The organism is Streptomyces sp. NPDC007917, from assembly GCF_042959105.1.
Lineage (GTDB): Bacteria > Actinomycetota > Actinomycetes > Streptomycetales > Streptomycetaceae > Streptomyces.
Genome location: NZ_JBIBKK010000006.1, coordinates 452748 through 466432, shown reverse-complemented (window position 1 = coordinate 466432; position 13685 = coordinate 452748). Strand labels below are relative to the sequence as shown.

Here is a 13685-nt window from a genome sequence, read left to right as displayed (position 1 = left end):
GCAGAGCGCGGATTGCGGCCGGACGCAGACGCGGCGCCCGGGAGCGTGACGGGAGAAACGCCCGCATGCTCGAGCCTATTGAGCCGATCGAACCCATCCAGCCTCTGGGACAGCCCGCTCAGCGTGCCGTCGGACCCAGGGACACCACGGAGAACGACACGCCCAGCGACACCCTGCCGCCGCGGCGCCGCCGCGCGGCCTCCCGCCCGGCCGGCCCGCCCGCGGGGACGCTGAGCGCCGAGGCGGACCTGACCGCCGCCACCCCGGCCATACCGGCCGCCCAGTCCACCGACCTCGAGCTCCCGGCCGAGGCCCCGGCCGCACCGTTGGCCGCCGCGTCGGCCGAGGAGCCGGTGCCCGCGCCGCGTACGCGCCGTCGTGCGACGCGCAAGGCGACGGCTCCGGCGGGCTCGCCGGAGACCGCCGAGACGGTGGTCGCCGCCGCGGAGTCCGCTTCCGCCGCCGAGGACGTCGCATCGGCCGACGTCACCCCGGCCGAGGAGCCGGTGCCCGCGCCGCGTACGCGCCGTCGTGCGACGCGCAAGGCGACCGCTCCGGCGGGCTCGCCCGAGCCGGCCGAGGACGGCGCCGCTGAGGCCGAGGCGGCTGACGCCGGGGCCACCGGCTCCGAGGCCGCGGAGGAGGCCGCCGCGCCGGCGCGCAAGCGCCGCCGTGCGACCCGCCAGACCTCCGCTCCGGCGGAGGAGGCGGAGACCGCTGTCGCCGCGGAGCCCGTGGCCGCGTCCGACGAGGCGGCCGACGAGGAGCCTGCCGAGTCCGAGGAGGCGGCCGAGGCCGCGGCGCCGGTGCGCAAGCGCCGCCGTGCGACCCGCCAGGCGTCCGCTCCGGCGGGCGCGCCGGAGGAGGTGGCCGAGGTGGCCGCCGTCCCCGCTGAGGAGCCCACCCCGGTGGCCGAGGACGGCGTCGCGCAGGGTGCGGACGCCGATGAGGAGGCCGTGGCGCCGGCTCGCAGGCGCCGTCGTGCGACGCGCAAGGCGACGGCCCCGGCGGGCTCGCCGCAGACCGTCGGCGAGGAGACGGCGGAGGCCGCCACAGCGGACGAAACCGTCGGCGGGGCCGCCGAGCCCACCGAGATCACCGAGACCGCTGACGCCGCCGCCCAGGCCGCGTCCGAGTCCGAGTCCGAGGCGGCGGCGGAGGCCGCGCCGACCGCGCGGCGTACGCGCCGTCGTGCGACGCGCAAGGCCACCGCCCCGGCGGGCTCGCCCGAGTCCGAGTCCGAGCCCGAGGCCCCGGAGGCGGCAGCCGCCGTGGGCAGCGGCGCCGAGGAGACCACTGTGGCCGAGGCATCCGCCGCACCGGCCGACGAGAGCGACGCCGGCAAGAGCGCGAGCAGTGACGCCGCGGAGCAGCCCGCCGAGGCCGCGCCGCGCACCCGTACCCGCCGCCGCGCGGCCCGTGCGGCGACTGCCGCCGCCGAGCCGGCCGAGGCAGCGCCGCAGGCCCCGAGCCCGCAGGCCGAGGCCCCGCAGGCCGCCGACGAGGCCGAGCCGGAGGCTCCGGCCAGGAGGCGCCGGGCCGTACGGCCGCCGACGGCCGTGTTCCAGGCGCCGGTGTTCACCGAGCCGGTGTTCCAGACGCCGGAGAGCGCGGCCCTTGCCGCCGCCGCGGCCGCCGAAGAGGCGGACGAGGCGGATGAGACGGACGAGACGGAGGACGCGGCGGCGTTCGGGACCGCCGAGCCGTCGGCGCCCGCCAGTGGTACGCGCCGCCGTCGCCGTCGCCGCGGCGAGGCGTTCGACGAGCAGGCCGCTCAGGCCGAGGCCGAGGAGACGGCCGAGACCGCCGAGGACGCCGAGCTCGCGGAGGGCGAGCACGGCGACGAGGAGTCGGGCGAGCGCCCGGCCCGCCGCCGGCGCCGTGGCGGCCGTCGCCGCCGCCGGGGCGAGGCCGCGGACATCGAGAGCGCCGAGGGCGAGAACGGCGAGCGCTACGAGGACGAGCACGCCGGCGAGGGCGCGGAGGAGCAGGCCACCGACGAGGCCGGGGCCGAGGAGACCCACGAGGGCGACGAGGCGGCCGGCGCCGCGGGCACCAGCAGCAGCCGTCGCCGCCGGCGCCGCCGTCGGCGCAGCGGGGACGCCCCCGAGGCCGAGTCGGGCGACGACCCGGAGCGTACGGTCGTCAAGATCCGCGAGCCGCGGGAGCGGCGCGCGAAGGAGACCGAGTCCGGCGCCGACGAGGTGCAGTCGATCAAGGGGTCGACGCGGCTCGAGGCGAAGAAGCAGCGCCGTCGCGAGGGCCGTGAGCAGGGCCGCCGCCGGGTGCCGATCATCACGGAGGCCGAGTTCCTGGCCCGCCGCGAGGCGGTCGAGCGGGTGATGGTCGTCCGGCAGAACGGCGAGCGCACCCAGATCGGCGTGCTGGAGGACAACGTCCTCGTCGAGCACTTCGTCAACAAGGAACAGTCGAACAGCTACGTCGGCAACGTCTACCTGGGCAAGGTGCAGAACGTCCTGCCGTCGATGGAGGCCGCCTTCGTCGACATCGGCAAGGGCCGCAACGCCGTCCTCTACGCGGGCGAGGTCAACTTCGAGGCGCTGGGTCTCGCCAACGGCCCGCGCCGCATCGAGACCGCCCTCAAGTCCGGCCAGTCCGTTCTGGTCCAGGTCACCAAGGACCCGATCGGCCACAAGGGCGCCCGGCTGACCAGCCAGGTCTCCCTCCCGGGCCGCTATCTGGTGTACGTGCCCGAGGGCTCGATGACCGGCATCAGCCGCAAGCTGCCGGACACCGAGCGGGCGCGGCTGAAGCAGATCCTCAAGAAGATCGTCCCCGAGGACGCGGGCGTCATCGTCCGCACCGCGGCCGAGGGCGCGAGCGAGGAGGAGCTGTCCCGCGACGTCAAGCGGCTGCAGGCGCAGTGGGAGGAGATCCAGAAGAAGGCGAAGAGCGGTGGCGCCCCCACGCTGCTGTACGGCGAGCCGGACATGACCGTCCGGGTCGTCCGCGACATCTTCAACGAGGACTTCTCCAAGGTCATCGTGAGCGGTGACGGCGCCTGGGAGACGATCCACGGATACGTCTCGCACGTCGCGCCGGACCTCGCGGACCGGTTGCAGAAGTGGACGTCGGACGTCGACGTGTTCGCCACGTACCGGATCGACGAGCAGCTGATGAAGGCGCTGGACCGCAAGGTGTGGCTGCCCAGCGGCGGCTCCCTGGTGATCGACCGGACCGAGGCGATGGTCGTGGTCGACGTCAACACCGGCAAGTTCACCGGCCAGGGCGGCAACCTGGAGGAGACGGTCACCAGGAACAACCTGGAGGCGGCCGAGGAGATCGTGCGCCAGCTGCGGCTGCGCGACCTCGGCGGCATCATCGTGATCGACTTCATCGACATGGTGCTGGAGTCCAACCGGGACCTGGTGCTGCGGCGCCTGCTGGAGTGCCTGGGCCGGGACCGTACGAAGCACCAGGTGGCGGAGGTCACCTCGCTGGGTCTGGTCCAGATGACCCGTAAGCGGGTCGGCCAGGGCCTGCTGGAGTCCTTCTCCGAGCCCTGTGTGCACTGCAACGGCCGTGGTCTGATCGTCCACATGGACCAGCCGACGGCGGTCGGCGGTGGCGGCAAGCGCAAGAAGAAGAAGGCCGCCGCCCACCTGCCCGAGCCCGAGCAGGCCCCGGAGACCGTCGAGGTGGCCGAGGCCGTGGAGGCCGCCGCGGCGGCCGTGGTCGAGGCCGAGCCGGAGACGGTGGCCGAGGCCGCCCACGAGGCCGCCGAGCACAAGACCGTGCCGGAGCCGGTGACCTTCGCCGCCGACGAGGAGCTGTACAGCAGCGCCGCGGAGGCCGAGGCGGCCGCCACGCGTGGCCGTACGCGCCGCCGGGCGACCCGTAAGGTGACGGCCCCCGCGGGCGCCCCGAAGGCCGCGGAGCGGCCGGAGGCGGCCGTGGTGGTCCTGCCGGCAGAGGAGCCGAAGGAAGCCCCGGCGGAGCAGCCGAAGGCCGAGGCCGAGCCGGTCGCGGCGGCGGAGCCGGTGCCCGCGCCGCGTGCGCGCCGCCGGGTGACCCGTAAGGTGACCGCTCCCGCGGGTTCGCCGTCGGGCTCCGAGGAGGCGGCCGTGGTGGTCGTCAGCGCCACTTCCCAGGACCAGGCGCCGGAGCCCGCGGCCGTCGGCGGACCCGAGCCCGAGACGGCGCCCGCGGCCTCCGAGACGGCCCCCGAGGCCGCCGTGGAGCCGGAGGAGGCGGCCGCCCCGGCGCCGGCGAAGAAGACGGCTCGCAAGGCCGCCAAGAAGGCGCCGGCGAAGAAGGCGGCGGCCAAGAAGACGGCCGCGAAGAAGACGACGGCCAAGAAGACCGCCGCCAAGAAGACGACGGCCAAGAAGTCGGCGGCCAAGAAGACCGCGGCGGCGGAGCAGCAGACGCCGTCCTCGGTCTCGGCCTCCACCGACGACTGAGCACGCCGGACCGGGGCCGGGGCGCCCGGGTGTCCACCGCCACACGGTGCACACCCCGCCCCGGCCCCGGTTTGACCCCCTGGTTCCGGCCCCGTAACCTTGACCGTCGGCGTTTGTACGCCAAACCCCTGAGCAAATCCCTCCCGCTCTGTCGGGAGAGGCCGCTCGCCGTTGCCACGTCACCCTCCTGAGGCGATACGAGGCGATCGGTGAACCACGGACCGTGCGGGTCGGTGGGGAGCGGCTGGCATCAGAGGTCCCGATTACTAGCGAGAGAGTGAGAACCGCGTGTACGCAATCGTGCGCACCGGCGGCCGCCAGCAGAAGGTGTCCGTGGGCGACGTCATTGAGGTCGACCGTCTGTCCAGCAGTAAGGTCGGCGACACCGTCGAGCTCTCGACTCTGCTCGTTGTCGACGGCGACGCCGTGACCAGCGACCCGTGGGTGCTGGCCGGGGTGAAGGTTCAGGCCGAGGTCGTGGACCACCACAAGGGCGCCAAGATCGACATCCTGAAGTACAAGAACAAGACCGGCTACCGCAAGCGGATCGGCCACCGTCAGCTGCACACCGCGCTGAAGATCACCAGCATCGACGCGGCTGCGAAGTAAGGGACTGAGGAGAGATGGCACACAAGAAGGGCGCATCGTCCACCCGGAACGGTCGCGACTCCAACGCCCAGCGGCTCGGCGTCAAGCGCTTCGGCGGCCAGGTCGTCAACGCGGGCGAGATCCTGGTCCGTCAGCGCGGCACTCACTTCCACCCGGGCACGGGCGTCGGCCGTGGCGGCGACGACACGCTGTTCGCGCTGGCCGCCGGTGCGGTGCAGTTCGGCACCGCGCGTGGCCGCAAGGTCGTGAACATCGTTCCGGTCGCTGAGTAATCAGCCCGGGGCGACACCACACACCTTTCCGAGGGCGGACCGCTCTTCCCCGTGACGGGGAAGCGGGTCCGCCCTCGGTGCGTTACGCCTAAGACATCCTGTACGTCGTTACTTTGGAGGCACAGCGTCATGACCACCTTCGTGGACCGCGTCGAGCTGCACGTCGCCGCGGGTAACGGAGGCCACGGCTGCGCCTCCGTGCACCGCGAGAAGTTCAAGCCGCTCGGCGGCCCGGACGGCGGCAACGGCGGCCGTGGCGGCGATGTGATCCTGGTCGTCGACCAGTCGGTCACCACGCTGCTCGACTACCACCACAGCCCGCACCGCAAGGCCACCAACGGCAAGCCGGGCGAGGGCGGCAACCGCTCCGGCAAGGACGGCACGGACCTGGTCCTGCCCGTCCCGGACGGCACCGTCGTCCTCGACAAGCAGGGCAACGTCCTGGCCGACCTGGTCGGGCAGGGCACCACCTACATCGCCGCCCAGGGCGGCCGCGGCGGCCTGGGCAACGCCGCCCTGGCCTCGGCCCGCCGCAAGGCCCCCGGCTTCGCGCTGCTGGGCGAGCCGGGCCACGCCGGGGATGTGGTCCTGGAGCTCAAGACGGTGGCGGACGTGGCCCTGGTCGGCTACCCGAGCGCCGGCAAGTCCTCGCTGATCTCGGTGCTCTCGGCCGCCAAGCCGAAGATCGCCGACTATCCCTTCACCACCCTGGTGCCCAACCTCGGCGTGGTGACGGCGGGCTCGACCGTCTACACCATCGCCGATGTGCCGGGCCTGATCCCCGGCGCCAGCCAGGGCAAGGGCCTGGGCCTGGAGTTCCTGCGCCATGTCGAGCGCTGCTCGGTGCTCGTCCACGTCCTGGACACGGCGGCGCTGGAGTCCGAGCGCGACCCGCTGACCGACCTCGACGTCATCGAGGCGGAGCTGAGGGAGTACGGGGGCCTGGAGAACCGGCCGCGGCTGGTCGCCCTCAACAAGGTCGACGTCCCCGACGGGCAGGACCTCGCCGACATCATCCGGCCGGACCTGGAGGCCCGCGGCTACCAGGTCTTCGAGGTGTCGGCGGTCTCCCGGCACGGCCTCAAGGAGCTCTCGTTCGCCCTGGCGAAGATCGTCGCGGACGCGCGGGCGGCCAAGCCCAAGGAGGAGGCGACCCGTATCGTCATCCGGCCGAAGGCCGTGGACGACGCGGGCTTCAAGGTCGTCGTCGAGGACGGCTTCTACCGGGTGCTGGGCGAGAAGCCCGAGCGCTGGGTCCGGCAGACCGACTTCAACAACGACGAGGCCGTCGGCTACCTCGCCGACCGGCTGGCCCGCCTGGGCGTCGAGGAGGAGCTGGTGAAGGCCGGGGCGCGGGCGGGCGACGAGGTCGTCATCGGCGCCATGGACGACGCCGTCGTCTTCGACTGGGAGCCGTCCCTTACGGCCGGCGCGGAGATGCTCGGCCGCCGCGGCGAGGACCACCGCTTCGAGGAGCCCCGCCCGGCCGCCCAGCGCCGCCGTGAGCGCGACGCGGAGCGGGACGAGGCCCAGCACGAGTACGACGCCTTCAAGCCCTTCTAGCGGCGTCTGAGGCCCCGCTACGGCGGTGCGTACGGCGAAGGGCCCCGGGAGAACGCTCCGTTCTCCCGGGGCCCTTCGCCGTACTCGCGGGCGCGGCGGCCGGGTCAGACCGCCGCCGTCTCCTCCGCCTCGGGCGAGCCCGGCTCCAGCTCCGCCTCCTCGGCGGCGTCCCTGGCCTCACGCTGCGCGGGGATCTCGTCCGCCAGACGGGTGGCCATCCGGGCCCGGCGGGCGTCGGCCTTGGCGCACAGGGCCTGGGCGGCCGCGTTGAAGCGCACCAGCGACGGCGGGTCGGACGGGCCCAGCAGATGCACCTTCAGCTCCGCGCGCGCGGCCACGTTGGTGTCCTTCGCCGGGTCGCGGACCGCTTCGAGGAGCGCGGGGATGCCCTTGGCCTTCGGCGTGAGGATGGTCGCGGCGCGCACCGTCGGGAAGCCCGCCTTGAACTCGGCCTCGGACAGCCCGCTGGTGTTCGCCACCGCGTACGGCTTCTCGCTGGTCAGGTAGTCCGAGACCACGCTCGAGACGTCGCTGATCAGCAGGTCCGACTGGTTGAAGCAGGCGAAGATGGCCGGCCGGGGGCCGGTGATGATCTGGTGCTCCCACACCGGCATCGACGCCCAGTAGGCGTTCTCCCAGGCCGTGGTGGCCGCCGCGACGACCGCGGCGCGGTCCTCGCCCGGGGCGCCCTGGAGCTTCATGCGCTCGATCTCGTCCGCGCTGGGGCGGAAGGAGGTGCTGGTGAGGCGGTTCAGCTCAGCGGTGCGGCGGGCCAGCTCGGCGGCGGCCTCCGGGCCGGGCCGGGCGCCGCTCCGCTTGGTGTTGGCCTCGGCGATCATCGCCATGATGCGCTCGTTGGCGCGGCCCGCGCGCGGGTCGACCGAGCCGGTCATCGGGTGCGGCTTGTACAGCAGGCGCACCTTGGGGTCGGCGAGCAGCTCGCGGACGATGTTCTCACCCGCCAGGATGACCGAGGTGTTGCCCGGGTTGCCGTCCCATCCCTCCCAGGTGGGCGCGTACAGCACGGTGGTGAAGTGCTCCGCGCCGGCGCCGCCGAGCGCGCCGGTGGACGCGGCCGCGTAGGGGCGGATCGGGGCCAGCTGCGGGCGGCCGACCTCGGCCACGTCCTTGTCCTCGACGCCGATGTCGGCGAGCTGGTAGCGCTCACGCGCCGCCGGGCCCGCGACCCACACCTCGTCGTACGCCTTGGCGTACGGGTTGCAGCTGGAGAGCTTGTCGCTCTCGCCGTGGTTGATGAAGGCGTGCTTGATCGACGGGATGCGCAGGACCTGCGAGGTCTTGCCGGAGTTCGCCGGGTGGAGCAGCAGCTTGAGCGTGGAGTGCTCGAGCCGCATCAGGTGCGCGACCTTCGGCAGGCACACGATCGGCACGTCCGTCGCGTCGATCTTCTGCACCATGAACCGCTCGCGGAGCACGATGATCGGGTTGCCGTCGAGCGCGGCGAGCGTGGAGAGCCACATGTTCGCCTGGTACGCCGAGGTGGTGCCGCCGGAGAAGTACATGCCCACCGTCGGCTGGTACTCCGCCAGCCACTTGTCCAGCCACTCCAGCGCCTTGGCCTCGCCGACCACGCGCTTGCGCGGCAGCAGCCAGGTGCCCAGGTGGACGGTGCCGGCGACCGCGATCAGCAGCCCGACGGCCACGCCGATCGCGCCCCACAGGGCGTCCTCGGTGCCGGCGGTGACCAGCAGACCCGCGGTGACCGGGAGCGACAGGCGCACCAGCCGGCGGCCGTGCTGGCGGGCGAACAGCCGCGGCGGGGCGTCGGACAGCCGCAGCGCCGACGCGTCGATGTTGCGGGTGACGAACGGCAGCTGGCGGGTGCGGCGGACCACTATGGCCACGGCCTGGCAGGCGAAGTGCGTCACGTAGAAGAGCAGCAGCCCGGCCGTCAGCGGCGCCTGCTCGTGCAGCGGGTCGATGCCCTCTATGCGCAGCAGTCCCACCAGGATGAGCATGTCCCGGAAGAGCTGGCGCACCGTGACGTCGAGGCGGACCTTGCCCAGCAGCGACAGCAGTCCTGGTTGCTTGTGCTGCAGATAGAGATCGAGCGCGAGGCCACCCGCCGAAGCGGCGATCAGGAGGGGCACGTTCGGGAGCACGGCGCCGACGAGCTGTGTGGTGAAGAACACCAGCATCGCGAGCAGCGCAGCCAGCTGTACGGCCCGGCGGGGGGCGATTCCGGCAGAGGGCACGGGTTGAGCTCCTGGCAGGAGAACGAGGGAACTGTATGGGGGGACCCCTGACCGTATGCCGCCGCCAGGCCCGGTGACAATCCGCGCCCGCGCCAACCATCTCGAATCGGGTCCAAAGGATCCGCCCGAGGCCGCCCGGGCGACCGCCGGGCGACCGTAGGGCAACCGGCAGGCGGCCGGGAGGCGACCGCCGGGGGCGTTCGTCGGGCGTTCGCGGGGGCGGTGCGTCCAGGGGCTGAAATAGCCGGGCACTCGGCGCCCCGGCTGACGTACATTGCGCGCTTGTCATGATGAGTGTGGAGAAAGAAGCGCTCTTCAGGGCGCGCACCGACCAGGGGACGAGCAGGGGAGCGGCGTGAGCGAGCAGGACGGGTCGGCGGCGGTACGGGACGAGGTGGCCGCGGCCCGCAGGATCGTGGTCAAGATCGGCTCGTCCTCCCTCACCACCGCGGCGGGAGGCCTGGACGCGGACAGGGTCGACGCGCTGGTGGACGTCCTCGCCAAGTTTCTGGACGGCCCCCGCGACGCGGAGGGCAAGGAGATAGTCCTGGTCTCCTCCGGTGCCATCGCCGCGGGCCTGGCACCGCTGGGGCTCGAGCGGCGCCCGCGCGACCTGGCCCGCCAGCAGGCCGCCGCCAGCGTCGGCCAGGGCCTGCTGGTGGCCCGCTACACCGCCTCCTTCGCGCGCTACGGGCGCCGGGTCGGACAGGTCCTGCTCACCACCGACGACACCAGCCGCCGCGCCCACTACCGCAACGCCACCCGCACCCTGGACCAGCTGCTGGCCATGGGGGCCGTGCCGATCGTCAACGAGAACGACACGGTGGCCACGGACGAGATCCGTTTCGGCGACAACGACCGGCTCGCGGCCCTGGTCGCCCATCTGGTGCGGGCCGACCTGCTGGTGCTGCTCTCCGACGTGGACGGCCTCTACGACGGGGACCCCCGGACCCCCGGCACCTCCCGGATCGCCGAGGTCACCGGCCCCGGGGACCTGGACGGCGTCTCGATCGGCAGCGCCGGCCGCTCCGGGGTGGGCACCGGCGGCATGGTCACCAAGGTCGAGGCGGCCCGTATCGCGGCAGCGGCCGGTGTCCCGGTCGTGCTCACCTCCGCCAGCCGGGCCGGTGACGCCCTGTTGGGCCGCCCCACCGGCACGTTCTTCCACCGCACCGGCCGCCGCTCCGCCGACCGGCTGCTGTGGCTCGCCCACGCCTCCGCCCCGCGCGGGGCGCTCACCCTGGACGACGGGGCGGTGCGGGCCGTGGTGGAGCGCCGCACCTCGCTGCTGCCGGCCGGTATCGCCGCTGTGGAGGGCGAGTTCACCGCGGGGGACCCGGTCGAGCTGCGCGACACCGAGGGGCGGGCCGTCGCCCGGGGGCTGGTCAACTTCGACGCCAAGGAGATCCCCCGGCTGATCGGACGGTCGACGCGCGAGCTGGCCCGCGAGCTGGGCCCGGCGTACGAGCGCGAGGTCGTGCACCGGGACGACCTGGTCGTGTTGCACACGTGACGGACGTCACTCGAGGGAGAGAAAATCCGACAAGTCCGTTCATTCAACGGAGAGCTTCCGGAAAATCGCCACGCGGCCTCCCGCGGGCTGGTCAACTTTGTTGCACGGGGCCGCACCGGCAGTGGGCCCGTACATCGAACCGCGGGTAACCGCAGCACAACACCGGCTCCGCCCGGCGCGTGAGCGGAGCAGCGAGCAACAGGAGGCCGCCGGTGAGACGAGGGCGCTCGGGGGCGCTGCCCAAAGGAGCGGCGGGGCGCACCCTGACCAGTGTCGGGACCATGGGCGCGGGGGTGGGCGAGGCGCCGGAGGCGGTGGACGCGGCGGGCGCGCCCGGCGAGGCCACCCGCATGTGGCATGTCACCCTCAGCCTCTCGGGCGCGGAGGCCCCGCTGCGGGACGTCCGGCAGGCGCTCGAGCGGCTGGCCCATGACCATCCGTTCCTGCTGACCAGCCGCTATGCCAACGATCACGCCGAGATCCGCTACTGGGAACAGGCCCGGGACCTGCATGACGCGGCGGCGGTCGCCCTGCGGCTGTGGGGCGAGCACCGGTCCACGGCCAAGCTGCCGCCCTGGGAGATCGTCGGTCTCGAGGTCATCGACCGGGAGACATACCACCAGCGCGTCGCGGAGGGGTACGGCCCGCCGCCGGCCGCACCGGTGGGGGTGCACCCGTACTGACGGGGCCGACAGGGACTAACAGGGACGGACGGGGACGGACGGGGGCTGACAGCGGCTGACGGGGACGGACGGGGACCGATGGGGGCTGATGCGTCCCGATGAGGCCCAGCCGTTTCCATCGTGAGAATCCCGTCTCGAAAAGCGGGACGGCGGAGGGCATACGGCCGGGCGCTCAGTAGGCTTCATCCCATGACCAGCGCACCCACCTCGCCCCTCACGGACCCCTGGCCGAAGTCCCCGGTCCTCCAGGCCGCCTACCGTGCCCGCGTCGCGGCCACCGACCTCGCCCCGCTGCCGCGCGCGGCCAAGGACGACGCGCTGCTCGCGATGGCCGACGCGCTGGAGGTGCGGACCAAGGAGATCGTCGAGGCCAACGCGGCGGACGTGGAGCGGGCGCGCGAGGCGGGCACCAGCGAGGCGATCATCGACCGGCTCACCCTCACCCCCGAGCGGGTGCGGGCCATCGCCTCGGACGTGCGCGACGTGGCGGCGCTGCCCGACCCGGTCGGCGAGGTGGTGCGCGGCTCGACCCTGCCCAACGGGATCGACCTGCGCCAGGTGCGGGTGCCGCTCGGCGTCGTCGGCATCATCTACGAGGCCCGGCCCAACGTCACGGTGGACGCGGCCGCGCTGTGCCTGAAGTCGGGCAACGCCGTGCTGCTGCGCGGCTCGTCGTCCGCGTACCAGTCCAACGCCGCGCTGGTGAAGGTCCTGCGCGACGCGGTCGGCGGGGCCGGACTGCCCGCGGACGCCGTGCAGTTGGTGCCGGGCGAGAGCCGGGAGTCGGTGGCCGAGCTGATGCGCGCCCGCGGCCTGGTGGACGTGCTGATCCCGCGCGGTGGCGCCTCGCTGATCCGTACGGTCGTCGAGGAGTCGACGGTCCCGGTCATCGAGACCGGCACCGGCAACTGCCATGTGTACGTGGACGCGCAGGCCGACCTCGACATGGCGATCGAGATCCTGGTGAACTCCAAGGCGCAGCGGCCCAGTGTGTGCAACGCCGCCGAGACCCTGCTGGTCCACCAGGACATCGCGGCCGCGTTCCTGCCGCGCGCCCTGGACGCGCTGGCCGAGGCCGGGGTGACGGTGCACGCCGACGAGCGGGTGCTGGCCCTGGCGGAGGGGCTGGAAGGGTCCAAGGCCACGGTCGTCCCGGCGGTGGTGGAGGACTGGGAGACCGAGTACCTGTCGTACGACATCGCCGCGGCCGTCGTGGACTCCCTGGACGCCGCGGTGGCCCACATCCGGCTGTGGTCCTCCGGTCACACCGAGGCGATCGTCACCACCTCCCAGATGGCCGCCCGTCGCTTCACCCAGCTGGTGGACTCGACGACGGTCGCGGTGAACGCCTCCACCCGGTTCACGGACGGCGGCCAGTTCGGGTTCGGCGCCGAGATCGGCATCTCCACGCAGAAGCTGCACGCCCGCGGCCCGATGGGTCTGCCGGAGCTGACCTCGACCAAGTACATCGTCACCGGCGACGGCCACACCCGCTGAGCGGGACTCCCCCCGAGGCGTCCCGTACTGCCGTCATCCCCCGCATGGCGTCCCCCGATCGGGGGACGCCGCGGCCTCTTGGGGGTACGCCGATCGGGTGTATTTCCGCCGCTCCACTCCTGGCTCCTGTTCCCCCGAATAGCATTTCACCCTGCCCAAATTGACCCGTCCGGTCTACTCTGAATGGGTGCCGGACGATGTGGGAGGCAAGCCGTTCCCGGACGGTGACGAGCCCGAAGACCGCGGCCACGGGGAAGCGAACGACGAGTTCGCCACCGTGGTCTTCGACGAGGACTTCGTACGGTCCGCCGCGATTCACGAACCCACCGCCATCGAGCGGATGCTGGCCGCCGCCCAGGCCCGCGCCGACGCCGAGGCGTCCCGCCGCCGCACGGCCGGCGTCTCCCCCGAGGACGAGCTCTACGAGGACGGTTACGGCCCTGACGGCGACGCCGAGTTCGAAGACGGCCGGTACGACGATACCGACGCCGCCTTCGACGCCGACCCGGCCGGCGGATTCGGCCACGGCCGGGACGGCTACGGCCCCTATGGCCCGTACGGCCGGTACGGCAGCGCCGGGCGACCCTACCGCGGCCATGCCCGCTGGCACCGTCCGGTGGCCTGGCTGCTGGCCGTTCTGATGGGCATAGGGGTGGTCGCGCTGGCCTTCACGGCCGTCTACCGCGGCGCCTCCGGCAACCGCCAGGACCCGTCCCCGCCGCCGGCCACCAGCGGCGTCGACGCCACACCCGCCGGCCGGCCGGGCGCCGTGCCCTCGGAGCCGGCGTCATCCGAGTCCGCCGACGCGGGCGAGCCGGCCACCACGGTCACGGCCGTGCCGCGCTCGCCGTAAGCGGAAGTTGTGGAGTATCACCGCGTTTACCGGCGCCCCTCGCGACCTACTCTTG

General features: G+C 73.4%; 9 protein-coding genes. 8 read left to right on the top strand and 1 reads right to left on the bottom strand.

What is annotated here, in order from left to right; genetic code table 11:
- The first annotated feature begins 65 nt into the window (after positions 1-65).
- The 4 genes from ACFZDL_RS14965 to obgE all read left to right on the top strand — a co-directional run bounded on the left by ACFZDL_RS14965 (position 66) and on the right by obgE (position 6868).
- Positions 66-4424, top strand: a complete 4359-nt coding sequence (locus tag ACFZDL_RS14965; RefSeq protein WP_353589676.1) for an Rne/Rng family ribonuclease — start codon at positions 66-68, stop codon at positions 4422-4424.
- Between the two features lie 288 nt (positions 4425-4712).
- Positions 4713-5033: a 50S ribosomal protein L21 gene (gene rplU / locus ACFZDL_RS14960; protein ID WP_014179695.1), complete on the top strand. Its 321-nt coding sequence runs from the start codon at positions 4713-4715 to the stop codon at positions 5031-5033.
- Between the two features lie 14 nt (positions 5034-5047).
- Positions 5048-5305, top strand: a complete 258-nt coding sequence (gene rpmA, locus ACFZDL_RS14955; RefSeq protein WP_014179696.1) for a 50S ribosomal protein L27 — start codon at positions 5048-5050, stop codon at positions 5303-5305.
- A gap of 129 nt (positions 5306-5434) precedes the next feature.
- A complete protein-coding gene (obgE, locus tag ACFZDL_RS14950) occupies positions 5435-6868 on the top strand; it encodes a GTPase ObgE (protein ID WP_353589673.1) in 1434 nt (477 codons plus the stop codon).
- A gap of 104 nt (positions 6869-6972) precedes the next feature.
- Here the strand turns inward: obgE and ACFZDL_RS14945 are convergent, their stop codons facing one another.
- On the bottom strand, positions 6973-9084 hold the full coding sequence (locus tag ACFZDL_RS14945) for a hypothetical protein (RefSeq protein ID WP_353589671.1): 2112 nt from the start codon (positions 9082-9084) through the stop codon (positions 6973-6975).
- 355 nt (positions 9085-9439) lie between these two features.
- Between ACFZDL_RS14945 and proB the strand changes: the two genes are divergently transcribed.
- The 4 genes from proB to ACFZDL_RS14925 all read left to right on the top strand — a co-directional run bounded on the left by proB (position 9440) and on the right by ACFZDL_RS14925 (position 13630).
- Positions 9440-10597 (top strand): glutamate 5-kinase, encoded by a 1158-nt coding sequence (gene proB / locus ACFZDL_RS14940; protein ID WP_353589669.1) that lies wholly within the window; start codon positions 9440-9442, stop codon positions 10595-10597.
- A 212-nt stretch (positions 10598-10809) separates the two neighbouring features.
- Positions 10810-11280, top strand: a complete 471-nt coding sequence (locus tag ACFZDL_RS14935; RefSeq protein ID WP_353589667.1) for a hypothetical protein — start codon at positions 10810-10812, stop codon at positions 11278-11280.
- A gap of 189 nt (positions 11281-11469) precedes the next feature.
- On the top strand, positions 11470-12777 hold the full coding sequence (locus ACFZDL_RS14930) for a glutamate-5-semialdehyde dehydrogenase (RefSeq protein ID WP_353589666.1): 1308 nt from the start codon (positions 11470-11472) through the stop codon (positions 12775-12777).
- Between the two features lie 187 nt (positions 12778-12964).
- Positions 12965-13630, top strand: a complete 666-nt coding sequence (locus ACFZDL_RS14925; protein ID WP_353589664.1) for a hypothetical protein — start codon at positions 12965-12967, stop codon at positions 13628-13630.
- Positions 13631-13685: the final 55 nt, after the last annotated feature.

Coding starts and splice junctions, on each gene's coding strand:
- ACFZDL_RS14930 (WP_353589666.1), top strand. CDS start 11,470: ATGACCAGCGCACCCACCTCGCCCCTCACGGACCCCTGGCCGAAGTCC.
- obgE (WP_353589673.1), top strand. CDS start 5,435: ATGACCACCTTCGTGGACCGCGTCGAGCTGCACGTCGCCGCGGGTAAC.
- ACFZDL_RS14965 (WP_353589676.1), top strand. CDS start 66: ATGCTCGAGCCTATTGAGCCGATCGAACCCATCCAGCCTCTGGGACAG.
- rpmA (WP_014179696.1), top strand. CDS start 5,048: ATGGCACACAAGAAGGGCGCATCGTCCACCCGGAACGGTCGCGACTCC.